The following is a 23,180-nucleotide window of genomic DNA, read 5'->3' as shown; positions in this document are numbered from 1 at the left end:
GCGAGTCGAGGCCCTCGCGCTCACGGAGTGCAGCCCGCGGCGTCGCACGTCAGAGACGCGCCCGCGCCGAGGTCGCGCAGCAGGATGCCGCCAGCCGGCGTGGACACGGCGATGTCGTCGCTGACCGGGTCGAGACCCACCTGCTCGAGCGAGAGCGTGCCGTTCGCCCCGGTGACCGCGAAGACGGCGGCGCCCATCCCGGCCGGCGCGCTGGCGTCGCTGAACGCCCCTCGGAGCATGGTGAACGCCGCGCGCCCGTCGTAGTGGATCGCCCCTCCGGCAACACTGGCCTGGGTGTCCTCGAAGACCACGTCGGTGAGCGTGAGGGTGTTGTTCGCGCCCACGGCGATGCCTCCTCCCTCGGCCGCGCGGCAGCCCCGCAGCACCACGCGGTCCAGCGTCAACTCACCGAGCCCGCTGCCGGTGTTCTCGACTTGAGCGATGCAGCCTCCGGCCTCGGCCGTCACCCCGTCGACCACGGTCAGGTCACTCACCCACACGTGAGCGCCAGCGTTCCCGAAGTTCTCCTGCGGATAGACCAGCAGGTTCCGGCCGGCGCCCCCCGCATCGAGGATGACGTCTTGGGGGCTGGACCCATGTCCGCGCAGCCGCACGTAGGCCGCCTGTGACGGGTAGGGCCCCGCGACCACGATGCGGACGCGATAGGTGCCCGGGCACAGGTCCACGTCCTCGGACGAGACCAACGATGCCGGGTCCGCCAGCTGCACCAACACGGGAGGATCCATGGGACCAGCCTGTGTGAACAGCGCGGCCAAGTCGGGCCGTGGCTCCCCCCAACGTTCCGCCACGTACACCGGCGAGAAGACGCCGTCGCAGTTGGCATCGGTCTGGGTAGCGCAGTCGTCGTGCTGCCGTGGATGCACCGCCGGGTCGAGCGGCGCACAGTCGAGTGGCGGCGTCTCGTCCCACTGCAGATACGCACCACCCGGAGGCGTGCATGCGAAGACTGCCAGCGACGGATAGCGGTCTCCGTCCTCGTCCAGCACGTAGTTGTTGCCCGCGAAATGCAGCCCCACCTGGTCGGCGTCGTCCACTAGCGTGTCGCAGTCGTCGTCGAAGCCGTTGCAGCGCTCCACGGCGCCGGGGTAGCGCCGGCCGTTGCGGTCGTCGCAGTCGAGGGCCCCCACCACACCGTCGCCGTCGAAGTCGCAGCGCAGCGGCACACCCGGGTGCGCCTCGGAGTCGCGGTCGTCACAGTCGAAGACGAAGTCCTCGGGGTAGGCCACCCAGCCGCGCTCCACGCAGCTCACGGGCCTCGCTTCCGCTTGGTCGCCGAAGCCGTCCAGGTCGCGGTCCCGGATCACCAGGCGGCGCTCGCCCACCAGGCAGGGGTCCAGCGCGGCGTCGGGAACAGCACCGCCATCCGGGTCGCCACCGCTGTTCCCGTCGTCACATCCGCCGAGTGAGAGACCGCACAACATACTCGCGAGCGCGTGTGCTGCGAAGGGCAAGAGCCGTGGCCGTCCCGCTCCGTTCATGTCCCCACACTACACCCCTGCTCCGCCGCCAGCCAGCCCGACCCGACTGCCGTCAGTCGTCATCCTTGCGCTCGCCCGGCACCGCCACCCCCGGCTTGCCCAGCTTGAGCCGGCGCATGACGGCCGTGCGCTGCCGCACCTTGTAGGCGCTGTGGCTGGCGTCGCCCACCTCGTTGCGGGCGTCGGTCTCGGTGTCCAGCACCTGGAACTCGGCCATCACGAAGATGATGCGCCCGAGCGTCCATGCGGCGGGCGGCGCCGCAGCCAGGCGCGCGTCGGACAGCCGGATGGGCATGTCGGCCACGAAGTGCACCACGCGGTAGGTGGGCGCGGTGAACTGGTTGTCGACCAGGCTCTCGCGCTCCATGGGCACCGGCTCCTCCTCGAACGACTGCATGCGCGCCACCATGGGCGCGAGGTCCGGACGCGAGGCGCAGTGGTGCTCGAACGGCAGGAGCGTGTTGGTGCTCTGCTCGGGGATCACGTAGTTGAACGGGAAGACCTCGCGCTGGAGCATGCGCAGCACGGCGAAGATCTCGTCGGGCGAGCGGGTCACCACGCGGAAGCGCAGCTTGTCGTAGATCTGCGCGGCGGTGGCCTCGGACTTGGACAGCAGCTTGGTGTAGAGCGAGTCCTTGTTCTTGCGCCCGCCGATGAACTCCACGATGGGCGCCCCCTCGGCCAGCGCCTTCCCGATCACCCGGTAGACCTTCTGCTCCACCAGGTGGAAGACCTCCTCGTTGGACACGGGCAGCTGGAACAGCAGCTCGCGCGCCTCGAGGTGGTGGATGGTGTGCATGACCTTCAGCACGGTGCAGGCGCACAGCTGACGGTGCCCCTTGCCGCTGGCCATCATCAGCAGGGTCACCAGGTCGGCGTTGGCCACGGGCGACGGGACCGGGAAGTCGAAGTGCCGCCGCAGGTACTTCACCGCCGAGGTGCGCACGGCGTCGATGCGGGTGACGTCGGCCGGGTCGCTGAGGTCCAGCTCCTGGGCGGCCACGAACGCGGCGGCCTCGGCCTCGGACTCGAACATGAGCTTGCGCCAGTCGATGACGGAGCCGCCCGCGAGGAGGTTCCGGATGCCTTCGAGGTCGGCGACCGTGAAGGGTTGATCGAGGCTGCGGGGCGAGTTCACCATTCAGACGGCGCTCCGCCCGCGGGGAGCGCGGGCCACGGGCTCAGACTACGCGTCGTTGACCGGGCGAGTCGAGCGCGAGCCGTCGGCGGCCGAGCGGTCGGCGCGGGAGGCATCGGAGTTGCGCCCGAGGGACAGCGTCCCCAGGAAGATGGCGACGGTCACGCCCAGGACGAACAGGTTCCCCAGGAAGGCGCCGTTGCAGCCGGCCAGCAGGAGCGGCAGGGCGAACGTGAGTCCGAGGGGGAGGGTCAGGCGGGGGAGGTTCATCGTGTTCATGCGACGTCTCGTTTGCGCGCGGCCTCCGGAGAGGCGAGGGGGGAGCTCGGAAGGACAATGCCCTACGTGTGGGCGACTGTCCTACATGGGTAGGCGCGTGGTCAAGTATCTAACAGAGATCAAAACTGGGGTCTACGCCCAAGGCGGGGGGGTCCTGGGGCCATAAGGCGGGCAGGGCCACCCGGGGCGCCGGAGCCGCGGCCTATCTGCTGAAAACTTCACTGGATTACCTGCGCGCGCGCCGATATCGTGACTGCTAGGCGAATGACCGACTCACTCTTTCCCGATGGCGGCGACAGCGTCCTGCCGATCCTACCGCTCCGCAACTCCGTGTTGTTCCCGGTGTCGGTGGTCCCGGTCAACGTGGGGCGTCATCGTTCCGTCCGGCTGATCGAGACGGCGTGTGGCGGCGAGCGCCCGGTGATCGCCGTGGTGGCCCAGAAGCGCGCCGAGACCGAGGACCCGGGCTTCGACGACGTGCACTGGATCGGCACCGTGGCGCGCGTGCTCAAGGTCATCCGCCTGGGCACCGGGCAGTACAGCGTGGTGCTGCAGGGCGTGAGCCGCATGCGCATCCTCGAGCCGCTCGGGCGCAACCCCTGCCTCACGGCCCGGGTGGAGCGCATCCACGAGCCGCCCGCCGTGGACGTGGAGTTCGACGCACTGACACTGCACCTGCGCGAGTCCACGCGTGCCTTGTACGAGCACCTGCCCAGCCAGCCGCGCGAGGCGGCCCGCATCCTGGACAACGTGGTGGAGCCCGGCGCCCTGGCTGACCTGGTCACGGCCAACGTGTCCGTGTCCAACGACATCAAGCAGGCCGTGCTCGAGACGCTGGACGTGCGCACCCGTCTGCGCACCGTCATCGACATGGTGGACCGCCAGCGCGAGGTGTTCCGCGTGAAGCGCGAGATCTCGAACCTGGTGCAGGAAGAGATGTCCCGCTCGCAGCGCGAGCTGCTCCTGCGTCAGCAGCTGAAGCGCATCAAGCAAGAGCTGGGCGAGCCCACCGACGACGAGGACGACCTCGAGAGCCTGAGCGAGCGCGTGGCCATGGCCGACATGCCGCAAGAGGCGGACAAGGCCGCCCGCCAGCAGCTGCGCCGCATGCGCCTCATGAACTCGGCCAGCTCCGAGTACCACGTGGCCCGCGCCTACGTGGAGTGGCTGGCCGACCTGCCCTGGTCCAAGTCCACGCCGGACAGGCTGCACGTGGGCGAGGCGCGCCGCGTGCTGGACGAAGACCACCACGGGCTCGAGCGGCCCAAGCGGCGCATCGTGGAGTACGTGGCCGTGCGGCGCCTGCGGCGTGACGGGCGCGCGCCCATCCTGTGCTTCGTGGGCCCGCCGGGCGTGGGCAAGACGTCGCTCGCGCGCTCCATCGCGCACGCCGCGGGGCGCGAGTTCGTGCGCGTGTCGCTGGGTGGCGTGTCCGACGAGGCCGAGATCCGCGGGCACCGGCGCACCTACGTGGGCGCGTTCCCGGGGCGCATCGTGGCGGGCCTCAAGAAGGCCAAGTCGCGCAACCCGGTCATCGTGCTCGACGAGATCGACAAGCTGGGGCGCGACCAGCGCGGAGACCCGGGCAGCGCGCTGCTCGAGGTGCTGGACCCGGAGCAGAACCACGCGTTCGTGGACCACTACCTGGAGGTCCCGGTGGACCTCAGCTCGGTCATGTTCATCGCCACGGCCAACCGCATCGACACCATCCCGGGCCCGCTGCTGGACCGCATGGAGGTCATCGAGCTGCCGGGCTACACGCTGGACGAGAAGCGCAACATCGCGGCGCGCTTCATCATGCCGCGACAGCTGAGCGACCACGGGCTCACCCCGGAGCGCCTGGAGCTCAGCGCCGAAGCGCTCGACGGGCTGATCGAGGACTACACGGACGAGGCCGGCGTGCGTCGGCTCGAGCAGCAGATCGCGGCGCTGTGCCGTGCGGTCGCCGTGCGCCTGGCCAAGGGGGAAGACGTGCACCTCAACGCCAGCATGGCGGACGTGAAGGCCATCCTCGGGCCGCCACGCGGTGGTCGCACGCGGGCGGCGCGCGTCCCCGCGGCCGGTCACGCCACGGCGCTGGCCTACAGCCCCTCGGGCGGCCGGCTCATGATGGTGGAGGCCACGCGCATGGCGGGCACCGGCAAGCTGCAGACCACGGGCAGCATGGGCGACGTCATGCGCGAGTCGGTGGCGGCGGCGCTCACGTATGTGCGCTCGCGGGCTTCCACGCTGGGCGTCCCGGACGACTTCCTGAGCAAGATCGACGTGCACGTGCACCTCCCCGAGGGCGCCGTGCCCAAGGAGGGGGCCAGCGCGGGCGTGGCGCTCTATGTCGCCATGGCCACCATGCTGACGCGCCAGAAGGTGCGCACCGACGTGGGCATGGCAGGTGAGATCACGCTGCGCGGCAACGTGCTGCGCATCGGCGGCGTGAAGGAGCGCTGCCTCATCGCGCACCGCGAGGGCCTCACGCGCGTGGTGCTGCCAGCGCGCAACGCACCGGACCTCGAAGAGGTGCCGAAAGACATCCTGGACGCGCTCGACATCCAGCTGGTGAACCACGTGGACGAGGTGCTGGCGCTGGTGTGCGAGCCCTCCCCGGTGGTCCCGCTCGAAGCCTCGCTGCCGGCGTGAGCGAGGTGTCCCACGGAGGCGGCGGGCGCGCCTTCGCCCTGCTGCTGGCGTACGGTGCGCTGGTGGCGGTGGCGCTCTCGGCCTCGCCGCTCACCGCGGTGCACGGCGTGGAGAGCGCGCTCGCGCTGGGCATCCTGCTGCCGCCTGCGGTGGCGGCCTGTGCGGCGCTCGATGCCTTGCGCTGGCCGGCGCGGGAGCGGCTCTCGCTGCTGCGCACCACCGCGCTGCGCTCGCTGCTGGCGTGGGGGCTGCCCGTGCTGTTGCTGGCGCTGGGCAGCGTGCGCGTGCGGCAGTGCACGCCGCTCGAGGGGCTCACGTTCATGCTGCTGGGGCCGCTGGTGGGCGTGGGGCTCGCGGCGCTCAGCGGGCTCACGGTGGGCAGCCTGCTCACGGGCAGCTCGCTGGCTCGGAGGCGCACGCGCGCGGTGGGTGCGCTCGGCGCCATGCTGCCCATCGGCGCGCTGGGCCTCGGGCTCTTCCGCTTCTGGAGCACGCCCACCATCAGCATCTACGGCGCCTACGCGGGCTGGTTCCCGGGCACCATCTACGATGAAGACGTGGCGCTGACCCCCACGTACGTGTCGCAGCGCGCGCTGGTGATGGCGCTCACGCTGGGGCTCGCGGCTGTGTGGTGCGCCGCGCGCGATCCGCTCAGCGGCCGGCTGCGCGTGGCGGTGGCGCGGCGGCAGCCGGGGCTACTGGCGCTGGGCACGCTGGCCGTCAGCCTCTTCGTGGGCGCCATGGTCTATGCGCCGGAGCTGGGCCACGCCTCGTCCGCCGCGTACATCGACGAGCAGCTGGGGCGCGTGCTGCGCGGCCAGCGCTGCGTGCTGCACGCCCCGCGCGAGCTGCCGCTCGAGGGCGCCGAGCGCCTGCTGGACGACTGCGAGTTCAGCGTGGCGCAGGCCGAGCGGGGCCTGGGCGTCACGGCCACGCAGCCGGTGCACGCGTTCTTCTACCGCAGCGCGGAGGAGAAGCGCCGGCTCATGGGCGCGGGCGCCACCTTCATCGCCAAGCCCTGGCGCAACGAGGTGCACCTCCAGCTGGGCGGCTGGCCGCACCCGGTGCTGGCGCACGAGGTGGTGCACGCCATCGCGCGCTACGCGTCGCAGGGGCCCTTCGCGGTGTCGGGCTCGCTCGGCGGCTGGTTCCCGAACCCCGGCTTGATCGAGGGCGTGGCCGTGGCCATCGCCTGGGACGACCGCGACGGGCTCACGCCCGACGAGTGGTCGGCGGGGCTGCTGGCGCACGACGCCCTGCCCTCCCCGCGAGACTTCCTGGGCCTCCGCTTCGGCACCATCGAGCCGCGCAGGGCCTACTCGGCGGCCGGGTCGTTCGTGCGCTACCTGCGCGAGCGCGAGGGCGTGGCCACGCTGCGCGAGGTGCACCGCCTGGGGCGCGTCCGCGGCGTCACGCGCGCGTCGCTCGCGGAGCTCGAAGCCGGCTGGAAGGCGCACCTGCGCACGGTGCCCCTGCCCGAGGGCGCGCTCGACATGGTGGCGCTGCGGCTCACGCGCGGGAGCATCTTCGAGACGGTCTGCCCGCACCGCGTGGCGCAGCTGCGCACCACGCTGGCCGCGGACTTCGCAGCGGCCGACCTGCGCAGCGCGCGCCGCACCTGCCGCGAGCTGCTGGCCATCGACCCAAACGACCTCGGGACGCGGGCGCACGCCGTGGGGGTGGAGGCGCGCAGCGGGGACTTCACCCGGGCCCACGCCGGGCTACGCTGGCTGCAGGAGCACGACGCCCCGAAAGCCATCGAGGCCCACGCCGCGAGCGCGTTGGCCGACGCCTACCTGGCACGAGACGCCTTCGACCGCGCGCGCGACGCGTATGCCGCGCTGCTGCCGCTCCAGCCCGACGAGGCGAGCCGCCGGCAGATCGAGGTGAAGCTGCTGGCGTTGCGGGCCTCGCGCGCCCAGGCCCGGCTGCTCCGCGCGCTCTTGCTGGGCGACGACGGGCGGCTCCCCGGCCCGGCGCGCGCCATGCAGCTCACCCAAGAGCTGGACGCCCTGCGCGGTGACGGCCTCGCGCCATACCTCGCGGCGCGTCAGCTCATGGGCGAGGGCGCGTACGCCGCAGCGCTGGTGCCCCTGCGCGTGGCCGAGCTGCGCGGACTGCCGCTGCCATCGCTGGTGCGTGAGCACCGCCGCATGCTGGCCATCACACTCTACGCGCTCGAGCGCTGGGACGAGCTGGGCGCTCACCTGCGCGGTCCCATGAGCGAGGATCCCGCGCTGGGCACGCTGAGGGCTTACTGGCAGGCCCGGGTCGAGTTCCGCAGAGGCGCGCGCTAACCCGTCGCCGACAACGACCAGGTACGTTGTCGTTGTCGTTGTCGTTGACCTTGGCGTGGACCTTGACGGCGACGGCGACGGCGACGACCCACCGCGCCGGCGACGACCCACGGCAGTTCCGAGCCTGACTCAACGGCGACTCGAGCGCCGAAAACCAGAATGGGCTGGCCTGAATCCGGGTGCGACGAGAGCCTCGAAGATCGTCGAACCGGCGTGCGTCGCCGTCGCCGTCGCCGTCAAGGCCCACGCTCACGACGACGACAACGCTCACGTCAACGTCAACGTCGACGGACGTCTGGACCGCTTTGGGGCCCTCACCCCGTCTGGCGCTGACGGTCGATGTACCACTTCATGGTGAGCGGCACCTTCAGGATCCACTCCTGCAGCGTGGGCCGCAGCCCCGCGCTCACCACGCCGCTGTCGATGCCCACCATGGCGCCGAAGCTCACCAGCGTGTGGTCGCGCCCGCGGCGCGCCAGGCGGATGAAGCCCCACCCGGTGCGGATGTCGTGCGGCCGCGTCTCGTCGAGGTTGAAGAGCACGGTGTGTGTCCCTGCCTCGAACAAGAAGTTCATGACGTAGCTGACGTCTACCGGCCCGCGCTGGTGGCGTAGGGCCACGGCGCGCGCGGTGCCCACGTTGCCCACCAGCCGCGCGCTGCGCACCTGAGGCAGCATCTCGGCGTACCGGCGCGGGTCCGAAATCGCGCGCCAGACCTGGTTGAGCGGCGCGGCGATCACCTGATAGCTGGTGCCGCCGAACGTGACCTGGCCACCCACGCGCCGGAGCGCGGGGCGCGTCACCAGCTCACCGCGCTGGAGCTGATCGCGTTCCGCTGCAGACAGATCGTGCTGGGCGACCGCTGTCACTGGAACGCCGAAGCCCACCGCCATTGCCACGATCAGCGCAGCCACCGACAAGGGCGTGCGGGGCAGGGAAAGTGGGTTCGTGAGAGGGGACACAGACATCCAGCCCTCGAAGTGTGCCGACTCTCACCTGATGCGCAAGTAGCCGGCAGTCCTCGTTTTAGGACAGATGTCGCCGCAGGGGGTCAGCCCTGCACGCGCCGGCCGGTCTCACGCAGGCGCTTCACCAGCACGCGAACGATCTCCCGCGTGGCCGCTGGGCGGTGCGTCATGAGCTCGTCCAGGTCGGCGCCGCGCAGGCGAATCACCCGGGTGGTGGCCAGGCAGCGCGCGTCGGCGCTGCGCGGCTGGGAGTCCAGCAGGGCCAGCTCGCCGAAGAACTCGCGCTCGCCCATGCGCGCCAGCTCGAGCTCCCCCTGCAGCATGGCCACGCAGCCCTCGAGCACCACGTAGAGCGCGTCGCCCGGGTCGCCGTTCTCGAACACCACGTGGCCGGGCGGGAATTCCAGCGTGTCCACCATCTCGGCCAGGCGCCGCAGGTCCTCGCCCGCGAGCTCTTGGAAGAGCGGGACGCTGCGCAGGAAGCGCATCTTCTCGAACAGGGGCACCATGCTGTCGTCGACCGCGTCGCCGAAGCGCGTGAGGAAGCGCTCTCCATAACAGAGCCGCGCGACGCCGGAGAGCAGATCATCCCCCAGGGCGACGATGGCGTAAAGCGGGTCATCGAGGGCAGCCTGGTCCAGCACCTCGAGCTGGCGCGCCGCGGCCACGCGCTCGCGCAGCGAGAGGCGCTCGAAGAGGGGCACCACCCACGGCGCCAGCAACGGGTCGAGGTCCATGTCCAGCAGCTCGGCCACCTGGGCGTCACGCGCGGCCGACGGACGACGCCGCGCCACCTGCACGGCCGACACCAGGCGGCGCTTGCCGCGCAACAGGAGCAGCGCCAGCACATCCTGGCGCGCCCGCTCGATGCCCAGCTCCAGCTCGTGCACCAGCGGCATGAAGGCCTCGTCCACCTCCCAGTCCACCTTGCCGTCGTCGCGCGCGAGCCCCGCCAAGATGCTGAAGCGTTGGAACGCGGGCGTGGCGTCACGCTGCACCAGCGGCAGCACGCCGCTCACGTCCAGCGGCGGGTGGCGCCCGTCGCGCACGCTCTGACCCAGCGCCTGCGTGGCGCTCCGCCGGATGTCCACGTCCGAGTGCTGGAGCAAGCGCAGCACCAGCGCCTCGGCGGGCGGGGCCACGCTCTCGCGGGCCATGCGGCTGGCGATGCGGCTCAGGCTGGCGGCCAGCGTGTCGGGCCCCGAGGCGCTCGCGGGCGTGCCGTCGGCCAGGGTGAGGTCCACCAGGGCGCGGGCCACCGGGGGCGCAGTGCGGGGGTCTTTCAGCAGGCGCACCACGTCGGGCAGCAGGCTCAGCGCGCCCGCGCGAATCACGGCGAAGGCCGCGGTGATGCGCGCCTCGGGGTCGCCGCGCTCCAAGATGAAGGAGAGCGTGCTCTGCATACCGCGCGCCTCGATGGAGTCCGCGTCCAGCACGAACAGGGCCTCGCGCAGCCGGGCAGGCGACTCGCTCGGGCTCAAGAAGGGCAGCAGCGCGTTGCCCAGCTCCTCCCCCTCGAGCGTCCAGACCAGCACGCCCACCTGCGCGGCGGCGGCCACCTCGGGGTCCGGGTCGCTCGAGAGCTGCTCGAGCGTGGTGAGCGCCGAACGCTCGGGGTTGGCGCAAGCCCGCAGCGCGCGGACACACGCCAGGCGCACCACCGGCTCGGGCTCGTGACAGGCGTGCTCGGCCAGCGCCTCGCCCACGAACTGGGTGTTGCGCGAGAGCCCGCGGGCCACGGTCAGGCGCACGTCCGGGCTCGAGTGCCGCAGGCCCGCGCTCAGCACCTCGGCGCTCTTCTGCCCGTCGGTGGCGGCCAGGATCTCGGCGGCCAGCGACGCACGCTCGGGGTCGTCACCCAGCAGCTCCACGCGGAAGGCGCTGTAGGTCTCGGCGTCCAGCGTGTCGGTCTTGCGCCCGCGCGGGCTGCCAATCTCCCAGCGCCGCTCGTCCACCGCTTGGTGCAGCGCATGGGTGTACGTGCGGCGCGCGTAGACCGCGATGAGCCAGGCCATGAGCCCGGCCGTGACCAGCGCCAGCGTGGCGGCGATGCGCGGGTCGGCTGTGTCGGGCAGCGCCGTCAGCATGAGCGCGGTGAGCGCGTAGCCCCCGGGCGCCAGCACACCGCGGATGGCGCTGCGCGCTTGGCCGCGCCGCACGCCGGAGAGAGGCGTGTGCAGCTGCTCGGTGGAGTTGGACCAGATGCTCTGCTTGAGCACACGCGCGCAGCCGCGCAGCAGCACCGCGGTGGTGAGCCCCGGCACCACGATGGCCATGAGCGCCAGGCCCACGATCAAGCACGGGAACAGCAGCAGCGAGCGCGTGGCGCCCAGCGACGCCAGCATGCGGCCTGCGGGGCCCGCGAGAAGCACCAGGCTGATCAAGCTGGTGATGGCGAAGTAGTTTCCGAAGAACGACGAGATGGCGTCGGCGTCGCGGTAGGTCACGCGCGCCAGGCTCATCAGGTGGAAGTCCATGAACTGCTCGATGATGAGCGAGAGCAGCGCCAGCGCCGTGAGCAGGCGCATGAGCGGCTGGGACCCCACGAAGTGGAACCCGTCGCGGAAGCTGTCCAGCAGCGACCCCTGGTGGCGCGCCCGGGGCCGAGCCTCCGAGAGGTCGTGCTGCCGCATGGCGCGGATCAGCGCCAAGCACAGCCACAGCAAGAGCGGCGCGAGCAACAGCAGGGCCTCGCTGCCCAGCCAGTGGCTGAGCGGGGTGACCAAGAACCCGAACACCGACCACGCCAGCCCCGCGCCGATGCCCGCGATGGGCATGAGCTTGCGCGCGCTGCGGGCGTCCGTGGCGGCCGAGGCCACCGACCACACCTGGATGACCAGCACGCCGCTGGCCGCCTCGATCACCACGTAGAGAACGAAGCGCACCGCGGCCACGTCGGTCCACAACAGCGCATACAGCGCCAGCAACGCGGCGGCGCTGCCGCTCACGGTGAGCCGCGCCAGGCGGTCGGTGGTCATGCGCGGCGTCCACACCAGCAAGAGGCAGCTGGTGAGCGCCAGCATCACGGCGCTGGCCGCGAACGCCCACGGGATGGCCGAGCGCGGATAGGCAGCCAGGAAGATGCCCGACTGCGCCGCCTTCATGAGCACCAGCGCGCCGCTCATGGAGAAGATGAGCGTGAGCATGCGCAGCGCGCGCGCGCCGCTGCCCTCGGGGATGGCGAGCGCGCTGGCGAAGAGCCCGGCGACGCGGTCGAGGGCCGGTGCCCGAGCTGCTGCCGCGCCGGCCGTCATGTCAGCGACCTGAAGGCGGTGCCGCGGGAGACGGTGTGGCTGGGGCGGGCGCGGCTGGCGCGGGCTCGCGCGGGCGCTCCCACTCGGGCGGCGGCTGGGTGGACCAGGCCGGGCGCGGCTCCGTGGGTGCACGCAGCTCGCACCCGTGGTTCACGGGGATGGGCCCGTCGGGCACCAGGAAGCCGTCGTCGATGCCGGGCATGCCGGTCACCTCGGTGGGGCCGGGGCAGCCTTGCTCTATCCACGCGCGCAGCAGCGCCAGCTCCGCGTCCGGGATGCTGGGCAAGCCCATGGGCATGCCCAGGTGCTCGCTGCCGTGGTCGGGCGGCAGCGCGTAGTCGGCGAACGCCTCCACACGGTCACGCCGCTCCTCCACGCGCCGCAGCAGCATGACCTCCAGCAACAGCGGGATGCTGCCGCCGGGCTCACGCGGCAGGAACACGGACACGCGCTCGCTGTCGGCGGCCGCCCCGCGCACGCGCTGCCCGCTCACCAGCGTCTCGTAGGTGCGCATGCGCAGCCCCACGCCCGGCCAGCCGTAGCCGCCCTGGTTGCCCGGGCCGTTGTCGCGCTCGTGATCGTTCATGTGGCAGTGCACACAGATACGCCCGAGCGTGCTCTCTTTCACCTCCGCCCAGCTCACGGGGCGCGTGACCGCCGGCGGCAGCACCAGCTCCGGCACGGGCGGCGTGGGCCCCAGGCGCGGGTCCACCGCGAACAAGAAGTCGCGCACCTGCTCGGCCTCGGCTGGCGTCAGGTTGGTGACGGGCATGGTGGTGTCCGGGTGGAAGCGCTGCGGATCCAGGATCCACGCGGCCGCCAGCTCTGGGCGCATGCGCTCGCGGGTGAAGCGCAGGTTGGGCGCCAGCCGCGCGATGGTGCCCATGCGCAAGAGGTCTTCGCGGGTCTTGCCCGTGTCCACGTTGCCCACGGTGTGACACAGGTTGCAGCCGCGCCGCATGAACAGCCCGCGCCCCGCCTCGATGCGCTCGGCGCTTGGCTGCACGGTGGCCACCGCCGGGGCCCGCGCGGTGTGCTGGCCGGCGGGGTCGTGCGTCTCGGCCACGGCCGCGAAGTAGCGTGCGATCAGGCGCGCGTCCCCGGCGCTCACCTGGCTGCGCACCATGGTCTCTTCCGTGAGCGGGCGCAGGTCGTGCGGGTTCTGGATGTACGTCTCGATCCACGCCGGCTCGAGGCGCGCCGCGATGCGCGTGAGGTTGGGCGCGTCCAGGTAGTGCACGATGTTGCGCTGGTAGCGCTCCATCACGTGGGCGCCGTAGCGGCCCGCCAGCTTGGTGTACGTAGCGTCGGTGGGCTCGAGCCCGTTCAGCCACTGGTGGCAGCTCACGCAGTGCGTGGGGCGCGACGACGCCTCGATGTCGTCGATGGTGTGGCAGCGGTTGCACTGCAGCCGCTCGATGGCCGCGCGCCCGTCGCGCATGACCTGGGTGCGTGCCTCGGCTGGCCAGGCGGCGTGGTTCTGGGCGAGCGCCTGGTCCACGAACGAGGCGCGCGCCGCGGTGAGCTCTTCGGCCGAGGGCGGCGGGGTGGGCTCGGGCTCCGGATCACGCCCCGAGCAGGCCAGCGCCGCGAGCAGCACGCCGCTGAGGGAGGCCATCAGGGCAACGCGGAGCGCGCGAGAGCGGAGAGAGGCGGAGGACATCCGCGGAGAGCATACAAGACCGGCGAAGCGCTGTGCCATCGCAGCAAGTCGCGGTGCAGACACCGCCAAAACGTGACGTTCGGCGTCTTCCGCCTTATATGTCCGCGCATGTTCTCCAGGACCGACGACGTGCGCATCGAAAACCTGCGGCCGCTGATCCCCCCGGCCATCCTCATGGAGGAGCTGGCGGTCAGCGAGACCGGCCAAGAGCGCGTGGCCCAGGCGCGCCGCGCGGCCTCGGACATCCTCCACCGGCGTGACGACCGGCTCATCGTGGTGGTGGGGCCCTGCTCCATCCACGACCCCGCCGCGGGCCTCGAGTACGCCGGCCGGCTCAAGCCGCTGGCCGATCGCCTGGCGGGCGACCTGCTGGTCATCATGCGCACCTACTTCGAGAAGCCGCGCACCACGGTGGGCTGGAAGGGCCTCATCAACGACCCGGATCTCGACGGCAGCTTCAACATCAACCGCGGCCTGCGCGTGGCGCGCGGCTTCCTGCGTGACGTGGTGGAGCTGGGCGTGCCCACCGGCACCGAGTTCCTGGACCCCATCTCGCCGCAGTACGTGGCCGACCTGGTGAGCTGGGGCGCCATCGGCGCGCGCACCACCGAGAGCCAGGTGCACCGCGAGCTGGCCTCCGGCCTGAGCATGCCCGTGGGCTTCAAGAACGGCACGCGCGGCACCGTGCAGATCGCTGTGGACGCCGTGGGCTCCGCCGTGCACCCGCACCATTTTCTGTCCGTCACCAAGCAGGGCATCAGCGCCATCGTGGCCACCAAGGGCAACCACGACTGCCACATCATCCTGCGCGGCGGCTCACAGGGCCCCAACTACGACGCGGCGTCGGTGGCGGCGGCGCAGGCGCTGCTCGACAAGGCCGGCATCAAGACGCGCATCATGGTGGACGTCAGCCACGCCAACAGCGACAAGAAGCACGAGAACCAGCCCGCCGTCACCGCCAACATCGCCGAGCAGCTGGCCGCCGGCAGCGACAGCATCGGCGGCGTCATGCTGGAGAGCTTCCTGGTGGCCGGCCGCCAAGACCAGGTGGCCGGCAAGCCGCTCACCTACGGGCAGAGCATCACGGATGCCTGCATGGGCTGGGACGCGAGCGAGGCCGCGCTCGAGACGCTGGCCGAGGCCGTGCGGGCCCGACGCGCGCGCTGAGCGCGGTCACGCGGTCAGCGATGCTCACGTGTGGAAACATCACAGTTCTGTCGTAGACCACGACGACCAAGGGCGCCAACGTCGGTAACTCGCGACGGTCGGCGAAGGACAACACCCGCTATCCCGCTAGGCCATCGCCACGTCAGGGCACGAACCCGGCGCAGGGGTTCGTCCCGCTCGCGCACGCGTTCGGAAGCGGTGGGTTGGTCCCGCTGCGTACCAGGGTGTCGCCATCCCGTGCGAGGGTCGCCAAGCTGCCCCGGAAGGGAATTCCGAGACTCATCGCGTCGCACTCGAGGTCTTCGTTGGGGGGCGTGGCGGGGTTGGACATCACGTCGAGGATTCCCTGGAACTGAGCCTCCACGCCAGCACGGGCCCCCGCGCACACGCCAATCGACTCACCCGCGTCGAGCAGCGCGAAGAGAGAAAAGCGCCCTGAGAGAGAGGCCTTCTCGATGGTGTTGAAGGCGTCGTTCAGCTCGGCGAGCACGAGCCCGTCCGTGAACACGATGTCGAGGCTGCCGATGCCCGCGTTGAGTGGGATGGCCTGACCAGTGGGGATCTCGTACACGATGGTGCCGTTGGAGATGTAGGCGGACGCGTCGCGCAGACGCGGAATCGGGGTGCCCCCGCCCGTGAAGCTGTCGGGTCGGATGAAGAAATTGTCGGTGACCGCGCCGCTCGGCGAGGGGGCTTCCGTGAGGCCATCGCTCGCCTGGACCAGGCGATGGTTGACGTCATCCCACTCCACGTCTTCCTGATCGGCGGAGGTCGCGTCCGCGGACACCAACATGGCCACGTCCAGCGAGGCGTCGTTCGAGGTTCCGTTCCACCCCCTCACCCACAACATGAGCGTGCCCTCGCCGGCGGCGTGGGACCTGTCCAACGCAGGCTCCAAGCAAGGGATGACGAAGTCGACGACCACCATGAGGAGCTGTTCGCCCATCGCGTTGTCGAGCCCGCCCGGCCCGTCGACGGGAGGGAGATTTCCGGCTGGCGCGGTGCACTGGCGGATGGGGTTCTCGGCCGTCGTGAGCAGCCCGTCCATGTTGCGGCCCGTGTTGAGCCAATCCACTTCGCTGTTCAGCTCCACGTCGCTGATGCGGAACACCAGCTCCATGTCGAGCTCGGGAAAGTCGTCCGTGGCCGGACGCGGAGGGCGACCATCGGGCAAGAGCGCGGTCTCGTCGGGGAGGAGCGACGGGTCGTAGACATCGCAGCCGCTTGCTACGAGGGCCACTGCTACGAAGGTGATGGCACCAAGGAGTCGAAGGGGAGTGTGTTCCATAAAGAGACTGATAAGAGTGTCACTCAGTATAGGCGCCGAGTGCAAGACTTGGTACGCTGCGGCGGCCTGGCATCCGCCAACGACCATGACCCTTGGATACCATCATGACTGAACTCCCCGCCGCTTCTACGCTTCATTACAAGGCCCATCGCGCATTTGCGCGCGTCGTACTATTCGTCGGCCTCGTCGCGGCAGCCGCGGGGTGCGGAGAGAGCAACGGATCGCCGGATCTCGGCCCTGCGGACATGGGCCCCATACCCATGCCAACCGGCACGGAGTGCGAGGACGCCACGGCCTGTGGTGCTGGCGCTTGCTTGGTGGGCTTCGAGCGGCTCGGTGAAGAGGAGTTCGATGGCTCGCTCTTCCCGGACGGCTACTGCTCGGTCACGGACTGCACGGCCGATGCAGAGTGCGGTGAAGGTGGCGGCTGCTTGGCGCGCCCCGATGACCTGGGCGGCGTGTGCCTCGAGACCTGCAGCGCACCCACAGACTGCCGCGATGGCTACACCTGCGCGGTGGCCCCGGGCAGCACGGACACGCGCACGTTCTGCGTGTACGACGAGCCCGAGCTCTGCACTCACAACGCCGCGTGGGAAGTCGCGGGCACGTGCGTCCTGCGCTACGCCATCGCAGCTGACGGCGCTCAGTTCCAGATCACGGGCACCAACTTGATGCTCGGCGACGCCACCTTCGATGTGGGCCCGGGCGAGATCGTCATTCGCACCACGGCGGACACCGGTGCGGCGGCGGACGGGGCGGCAGGCGTGCTGTGCTACGACCTGAAGCAGAATTTCCGCAACATGCAGGGCGTCATCACGTACACGCGTGGCTCGTCGGTCTCTTCCACGAGCGCGGTGCTCGCTTCGGGCACGCTGACGACAGGCGTCCTCACGTGGGACACCTGCACCTACTCGGACACCTACGGTGACTCCATCAACAGCTGGACACCGGCTGACACCGCCACGGGCCCCGGCTGTTTGGCCGGCTACCGCAGTCAGGGCGACGTGAACTGCGCCGCGCCGGAGTTCGTGTGTGGCGTGGGCAACCTCCAAGTGGGCCACAACATCCAGAACGGCATGTGGATCCAGCCGCTCAACAGCTTCGAGTTCGGCACCGAGCTGGGGACGCTGACGATGGGCGGGCTCAACCAGCCGGCCGAGGCCACCGTGGACGACAAGGTGGAGATCCCGAACAGCGCGCCGAGCCGCACCTACCTGGGCTTCACCGCGACGCTGGTGAGCACCACCTGCTACTGAACGGCGATTCATTCTGGGGGTGCTACTGAACCGCGATTCATTGTAGGCTGCGCGTTCACTCCCACCCCGAGACGGACTCATGACCGAACGCACCGGCGTCCTCGCCTTCTGGAAGAACTACGACCGCAAGCTGTACCTGAAGGCCGCCATCCTGGCCGACGAGCTGGGGTACGACTCGTTCTGGATCCCCGAGGCGTGGGGCTACGAGATCTTCTCGTTGCTCACCGAGATGGCCATCCACACCAAGCGCATCAAGCTGGGCACGGGCATCGTGAACGTGTTCAGCCGCTCGCCCAGCCTCATCGCCATGAACGCGGCCACGGTGGACGAGATCAGCGAGGGGCGCTTGATCCTGGGCATCGGCACCAGCGGCAAGCGCGTCATCGAGGGCTTCCACGGGCGCGCGTTCGACAAGCCGCTGTCGCAGTGGAAGGACGTGGTGAAGGTCACGCGCACCTTGCTCAGCGGCCGCAAGCTCACCGAGGCCGACGCCAAGCTGGTGGAGTACCGGCCGTTCGCGCTGGAGATGAAGCCCGTGCGTGCCGACGTGCCCATCTACGTGGCGGCGCTCAAGGAGAAGAGCATCGAGGCCATCGGCGAGGTGGCCGACGGCTGGATGCCCACGTTCTGGCCGTACCAGGAGCTCAAGAGCGGGCACGAGTGGATCGCGCGCGGCGCAGCCAAGGCGGGGCGCGATCCGTCCGACATCATCACGGCGCCCTTCACCACGGTGCTGCCCATGCCGGGTGACTTCGGCAAGCAGAAGGCCAAGGAGATCGTCGCGTTCTACATCGGCGGCATGGGCGACTACTACAAGGAGCTGCTCACCGACCTCGGCTTCGGCGAAGACGCCGAGCGCATCGACATCGCCTACAAGCAGAAGGAGACGCGCAAGGAGTCCTGGAAGACCGTGCCGGACGACCTGATGAACTCCCTCATGATCGCGGGCGACCCGCAGTACTGCATCGAGGAGCTGCGGCGCCGGCGCGAGTACGGCATCGGGCTGCCGATCTTGAACCTGCCCAACGACGTGCCCTGGGCGGTCATGGAGCAGTTCCTGCGCGCCATGGCGCCCACCCCGTAGCCCCCGGAGACGCGCCATGAGCACCATCCGCAAGCGCGCCGAGGGGCTGGCCATGAGCAGCCTGCTGCGTGGTCTCTCCGCGGCGGGCAAGGTGCTACCGCACGCCAACATGGAGGCGCAGGGCATCGAGGTGCTGCGCGACGTGCCCTACCTGGCGGGCGGAGGCGCTTCGCGCACGCTCGACGTCTATCGGCCGCAGGGGCGCGGGCCGTTCCCCACGGTGCTCTACATCCACGGGGGCGGCTTCCGCATCTTGTCGAAGGACACCCACTGGATCATGGGGGCCATGCTGGCGCGCGCCGGCTACCTGGTGTTCAACATCAACTATCGCCTGGCCCCGGTGCACCGCTTCCCGGCTGCGCTCGAAGACGTGTGCGACGCCTATGCCTTCATCGCGGCGCGCGGGGCCTCGTTCGGGGCCGACCTCGACCGCCTGGCCATCGCGGGGGAGTCGGCCGGGGCGAACCTGGCCACCTCGCTCACCGTGGCGCTGGTGCAGGAGCGCGAAGAAGCCTACGCGCGAAAGGCGTTCAGCACGGGGCTCATGCCGCGCGCGGTCATTCCGTATTGCGGGGTGCACCAGGTCACGGACCCGGGGCGCTTCCGGCGCCGCAAGCCGGCCATCTCGGAGCTGGTGCAGAGCCGCATCGACATCATCTCGCACGGCTATGCCCCGCACGCGCACGACCAGGAGACCCCGCGCGCGCTGCTGGACCCGGTGGTGGTGCTGGAGCAGCAACCCACGTTGGCGCGCCCGCTGCCGCCATTCTTGATCCCCATCGGCACCAAGGATCCGCTCATCGACGACAGCCGCCGGCTGCACGCCGCGCTCGAGGCGCTGGGAGGAGACTCGCGCTTGCGCTACTACGCAGGAGAGATCCACGCGTTCCATGCGTTCGTGTGGCGTGAGAAGGCCCGAGCATGCTGGGACGACAGCTACGACTTCCTGGAAGAGACCCTGAGCCCCGCCGGCGCCAGCGGCCGCGCGTGAACGGGCGCGGGTGGCTGTGTGCGTGGGCCGGGCTCGCGGGGCTGGGCCTGCTGGCAGGCGGATGCGGCGAGTCGAGCGACGGTTCGGGAACCGACCTGGTGCGGAGTGCCCCTGCGAGTGAGCCCGCGAGTGAGGGGGAGGCCGAGGCCCGCACCTGGGCGCGCAGCGAGTCCCCGCAGCTGGTCCTGTCGGTGGTCATCGAGGCGCTCGACAGCGAGACCCTCGAGCGCCTGCTGCCCGCGCTGCCCGAGCAGGGCTTCATTCGCCGGGCCATGCGCGAGGGCGCGTTCTATCCACGCGCCACCCTGCCCTTTGCCGTGACCCACAGCGCGCCGGCCTACGCCACGCTCTACACGGGGGCCACGCCGCGCCTCACCCGCGTGGTGGCCGACACGCTGCGTGACCCCGAGCCCCCCGGGCCGCCGGGCGTGCGCACCGTGGCCGACGCGCTGCGCGAGGCCACCGCCAGCACCGCCAAGGTGAGCGCCATCTCGCTCGATCCGCGCACCGCGTGGGCCGCGATGGGGCACCAGGGCCGCGGTGGCTGGGCGCATCACGTGGAGCGCGGGCGCTACGTGCCGCTCGGGCCCGCGTGGGACAGCCCGGACGCCAACCCCGGCGTGCGGGGCGCCAACGACACGCACCTCGACACCACGCGCTACCTCGGGCCCTGGTTGCCACACGACGAGGCGCACCTCTCGCAGTTCGCAGGCTCCGACCACGTGGAGGGCGAGCTCGACTGGCAGGGCCTCGGCACCGTCTTCCCGCGCGACACCACACGCGCCCCGCTGCCCGCGCTGGCGCTGCACGCCACCCCGCGCAGCACCGAGTCGCTGCTGGCGCTCGCCGCCCGCCGCATCCAGGAAGACGGGCTCGGGCAGGACGACATCCCGGACCTCCTCACGGTGGCCATCGGCGGCACGGGCGTGGCCGCCCGGCTCTACGGCGTGCACTCGTGGGAGTACCTGGACAACCTGATCGCGGCGGACCTGCTGCTGGCCGAGCTGGTGGACATGCTGCTCGAGCGCGGGCCCATCGCGGTGGTGCTCACCAGCGACTGCGGCGTGGTGGACCTGCCCGAGCGGCACCGCGACCACCACCGCGTGGACCTCGACGCGCTGCGCGAAGCCCTGGACGACGGCCTGGATGAGGCGCTCCAGAAGGACGACATCGCGTGGGTGGACACCATCATCCCACCGTATGTGTACCTCACGCGCGGCGCGCCGTTCCGCGTGGACGAGGCCGTGACGGCGGCCATCCGCTTCTTGGAGGGGCGCCCCGAGATCCTGCGCGCCTATGCCAACGGCGTGGACGCCATCCCCGCCGCGCGCGAGGGCGCCGACGACGTCGACAGCCTGGTGCGCGAGAGCCTGGTGCCCGGCCTGGGCGGTGAGATCTACATCATCCCACGCGAGGGATTCGTGCTGGACACGGTGCCGCCGCGCGGAGCCGGCACCTCATCGGGTGGCATCTCGGCGCGCGAGCGCGAGGTCCCCATCTTGCTGGTGGGCGCCGGCATCGTGGCCGGTGTCACCGAGGAGCGCGTGGACGTGCGCCGGCACGCGCCCACGCTGTCCGCGCTGCTGGGCTCGCCAAGGCCGCCGGCGTCGCGGCTGCCTGCGCTGCGGGCGGTACGGCCGAGCCCGCCGAGTGTGCTGCCGGGGCGTTGATGGGACATGGGCACCCACGGCTGAAGCCTGATGATCCTACACATCTCGCACGCGGGCCGATTTGCCTCGCTGCAAGGTCCAATGGGCACCCCCGGCTGGAAGCCGGCTGGCGCCAGGCCTGATGGGCGAAAGTCCCCTGGCGGGGACTAGGTGACTGACAGCAGGGTTTGCCCTACCAAGGGTACTCAGACACAGCGTCCCGCCACCCTCGGTCGAACACACCCCATTGTCGTTCACCCAGTCCGCCCGAAGGCGGACTAGCCGAGAACCTGGTAGACGGCCTCAACTTCCTCGCTCAGTCCGCCCGAGGGACTTTCAGATCGCCAGGCCTGGTTGCTGCCCCGGCGAGCCGTGGGTGCCAATGGAACCTTGCAGCAAGGTGAATCGGCAAGCTGACCAGATGTGTAGGATCATCAGGCTTCAGCCGTGGGTGCCCACTCACCCTGCATGGCCTGCGCTCGAATTCGCTGGAGTGTCAGCGGGTGATAGTTCTCGCGAGGCTCTGCGAACGCTGCCTGCAGGGCGGTCTTGACTCGCTCGAAAGCCTCGCCTTCCTTCGCTGCCCTGTCTTTCATGTAAGCACTGTGGGAACAATGTGGCGGCCCACAACCCTCACCGCTTGATGTCCAGCGCCTTCATCTTCTTGTAGAGGTGGCTGCGCTCCAACCCCAACCCCGCCGCCGTGTTGGTGATGTGCCCGTCGTGGTGCTCGAGCGCGCGGATCACGAGGTCGCGCTCGGCCTCCTCGATCATGTCGCGCAGCGTGGCGTCGGGGCGGAAGTAGCTGCCGGCCACGCGGCCGCCCTCGGCGATGGGCAAGAGCGCGCGCGCGTCGGACTCGCGGATGTCGTCGCTGGGCGTGAGGATCACCAGGCGCTCCACCAGGTTGCGAAGCTCGCGCACGTTGCCGGGGTAGTCGTACTGCTCGAGCAAGGCGAGCGCGCCCGCCGAGATGGACTTGCCCGGGCGGTCGTTGGCCAGCGCGCTCTGGTGCAGGAAGTGCGTGACCAGCGTGGGGATGTCCTGACGCCGCTCGCGCAGCGGGGGCACGCGCAGCGGCACCACGTTCAGGCGGTCGAAGAGGTCGGCCCGGAAGCGCCCCTCTTCGATCTCGGCGCTGAGCGTCTTGTTGGTGGCGGCCACCACGCGCACGTCGATCTTGAGCAGCTCGCTGCCGCCCACGCGCTCGAGCTCGCCCTCTTGCAGCACGCGCAGCAGCTTGGCCTGCATGGCCTCGGGCATGTCGCCCACTTCGTCCAGGAACAGCGTGCCGCGGTGCGCGCGCTCGAACTTGCCGCGGCGCTGCTTGGTGGCGCCCGTGAACGAGCCCGCCTCGTGGCCGAACAGCTCGCTCTCGATGAGCTCCTTGGGCACCGCCGCGCAGTTGAGCTTCTCGAGCGGCAGCGACGAGCGCTTGCTGCCCAGATGGATGGCGCGCGCCACCAGCTCCTTGCCCGTGCCGCGCTCCCCCGTGACCAGCACCGGGGCGTTGGCGCTGGCCGCGAGGGCGATGCGCTCACGCAGCGCGTGCATGGCCGGGCTGTCCCCCAAGAGGCCTGCGCCCGCGTCCACCTTGGCCAGCAGCGCCTTGTTCTCGGTGGCCAGGCGCTGGTAGTCGAGGCAGCGCGAGAGCGAGAGCAGCAGGCGGTCCGTGCTGATGGGCTTCTCGAGGTAGTCGTGCGCGCCCGCGCGCGTGGCCGCTACGGCGGTGTCGATGCTGCCGTGCCCGCTCATGACGATCACGGGCACGTTGTTCCCGTCGGCGCGCAGCTTGTCCAGCATGGCGATGCCGTCCATGCCGGGCATGTTCACGTCCACCAGCAGCACGTCATAGGCCTTGGTGGCCACCTTCTCGATGGCGATGGTGGCGTTGCCCGCCACGTCCACGTCGAAGTCCTCGATGCGGAGCGCCCGCGAGAGCGTCGACAGGATGTTCTTCTCGTCGTCCACGACGAGCACGCAGGCGTTAGGCATGGCGCACTGTACCAGCGT

Annotated in this window: 15 protein-coding genes; 7 read left to right on the top strand and 8 right to left on the bottom strand. The window is 70.7% G+C overall.

Going from position 1 to position 23,180, the window contains the following annotated elements; genetic code table 11:
* Window positions 1-20 precede the first annotated feature (20 nt).
* From IPI43_24390 to IPI43_24380, 3 genes are read right to left on the bottom strand one after another with little or no spacing between them, the layout of a single operon-like run.
* A complete protein-coding gene (locus IPI43_24390) occupies window positions 21-1,499 on the bottom strand; it encodes a hypothetical protein (GenBank protein ID MBK7777225.1) in 1,479 nt (492 codons plus the stop codon).
* A 52-nt stretch (window positions 1,500-1,551) separates the two neighbouring features.
* On the bottom strand, window positions 1,552-2,640 hold the full coding sequence (locus tag IPI43_24385) for a TIGR04552 family protein (protein ID MBK7777224.1): 1,089 nt from the start codon (window positions 2,638-2,640) through the stop codon (window positions 1,552-1,554).
* Between the two features lie 45 nt (window positions 2,641-2,685).
* Window positions 2,686-2,907, bottom strand: coding sequence for a hypothetical protein (locus tag IPI43_24380; protein ID MBK7777223.1), 222 nt, complete (start codon window positions 2,905-2,907; stop codon window positions 2,686-2,688).
* Between the two features lie 273 nt (window positions 2,908-3,180).
* On the opposite strand from IPI43_24380, the gene lon reads away from it, so the two are divergent.
* Both lon and IPI43_24370 read left to right on the top strand, forming a co-directional pair.
* Window positions 3,181-5,550, top strand: a complete 2,370-nt coding sequence (gene lon / locus IPI43_24375) for an endopeptidase La (GenBank protein ID MBK7777222.1) — start codon at window positions 3,181-3,183, stop codon at window positions 5,548-5,550.
* Window positions 5,547-7,847 (top strand): hypothetical protein, encoded by a 2,301-nt coding sequence (locus tag IPI43_24370; protein ID MBK7777221.1) that lies wholly within the window; start codon window positions 5,547-5,549, stop codon window positions 7,845-7,847. The genes lon and IPI43_24370 overlap by 4 nt, the downstream gene beginning before the upstream one ends.
* Window positions 7,848-8,161: 314 nt before the next feature.
* Here IPI43_24370 and IPI43_24365 read toward each other — a convergent pair whose 3' ends face one another.
* The 3 genes from IPI43_24365 to IPI43_24355 all read right to left on the bottom strand — a co-directional run bounded on the left by IPI43_24365 (window position 8,162) and on the right by IPI43_24355 (window position 13,732).
* On the bottom strand, window positions 8,162-8,650 hold the full coding sequence (locus IPI43_24365) for an SRPBCC family protein (GenBank protein MBK7777220.1): 489 nt from the start codon (window positions 8,648-8,650) through the stop codon (window positions 8,162-8,164).
* Window positions 8,651-8,898: 248 nt separating this feature from the next.
* Window positions 8,899-12,069 carry a cyclic nucleotide-binding domain-containing protein gene (locus IPI43_24360; GenBank protein ID MBK7777219.1) on the bottom strand — a complete coding sequence of 1,057 codons (3,171 nt, stop codon included), beginning with the start codon at window positions 12,067-12,069 and terminating at the stop codon, window positions 8,899-8,901.
* Window position 12,070: 1 nt separating this feature from the next.
* Window positions 12,071-13,732: a hypothetical protein gene (locus tag IPI43_24355; GenBank protein ID MBK7777218.1), complete on the bottom strand. Its 1,662-nt coding sequence runs from the start codon at window positions 13,730-13,732 to the stop codon at window positions 12,071-12,073.
* Between the two features lie 108 nt (window positions 13,733-13,840).
* Between IPI43_24355 and IPI43_24350 the strand changes: the two genes are divergently transcribed.
* The gene (locus IPI43_24350; GenBank protein MBK7777217.1) at window positions 13,841-14,899 is read left to right on the top strand and encodes a 3-deoxy-7-phosphoheptulonate synthase; all 1,059 of its coding nucleotides are present in this window, start codon (window positions 13,841-13,843) and stop codon (window positions 14,897-14,899) included.
* A 142-nt stretch (window positions 14,900-15,041) separates the two neighbouring features.
* Here IPI43_24350 and IPI43_24345 read toward each other — a convergent pair whose 3' ends face one another.
* Window positions 15,042-16,139: a hypothetical protein gene (locus tag IPI43_24345; GenBank protein ID MBK7777216.1), complete on the bottom strand. Its 1,098-nt coding sequence runs from the start codon at window positions 16,137-16,139 to the stop codon at window positions 15,042-15,044.
* Window positions 16,140-16,447: 308 nt separating this feature from the next.
* Between IPI43_24345 and IPI43_24340 the strand changes: the two genes are divergently transcribed.
* From IPI43_24340 to IPI43_24325, 4 genes are all read left to right on the top strand, one after another.
* The gene (locus tag IPI43_24340; GenBank protein MBK7777215.1) at window positions 16,448-17,443 is read left to right on the top strand and encodes a hypothetical protein; all 996 of its coding nucleotides are present in this window, start codon (window positions 16,448-16,450) and stop codon (window positions 17,441-17,443) included.
* A gap of 79 nt (window positions 17,444-17,522) precedes the next feature.
* Window positions 17,523-18,527, top strand: a complete 1,005-nt coding sequence (locus IPI43_24335) for an LLM class flavin-dependent oxidoreductase (protein MBK7777214.1) — start codon at window positions 17,523-17,525, stop codon at window positions 18,525-18,527.
* Between the two features lie 16 nt (window positions 18,528-18,543).
* Window positions 18,544-19,518, top strand: coding sequence for an alpha/beta hydrolase (locus IPI43_24330; GenBank protein ID MBK7777213.1), 975 nt, complete (start codon window positions 18,544-18,546; stop codon window positions 19,516-19,518).
* Entirely contained in the window at window positions 19,515-21,188 is a 1,674-nt protein-coding gene (locus IPI43_24325) for an alkaline phosphatase family protein (GenBank protein ID MBK7777212.1), read from the top strand. Before IPI43_24330 ends, IPI43_24325 begins: the two co-directional genes overlap by 4 nt.
* A 612-nt stretch (window positions 21,189-21,800) precedes the next feature.
* Here the strand turns inward: IPI43_24325 and IPI43_24320 are convergent.
* The gene (locus IPI43_24320) at window positions 21,801-23,162 is read right to left on the bottom strand and encodes a sigma-54-dependent Fis family transcriptional regulator (protein ID MBK7777211.1); all 1,362 of its coding nucleotides are present in this window, start codon (window positions 23,160-23,162) and stop codon (window positions 21,801-21,803) included.
* Window positions 23,163-23,180 lie beyond the last annotated feature (18 nt).

The sequence above is a fragment of the Sandaracinaceae bacterium genome, assembly GCA_016706685.1.
In the GTDB taxonomy this organism is placed as follows: domain Bacteria; phylum Myxococcota_A; class Polyangia; order Polyangiales; family Houyiibacteriaceae; genus JADJJE01.
The sequence above is the reverse complement of the archived record's forward strand: the minus strand, read 5'-3'. Positions and strand labels throughout refer to the sequence as shown.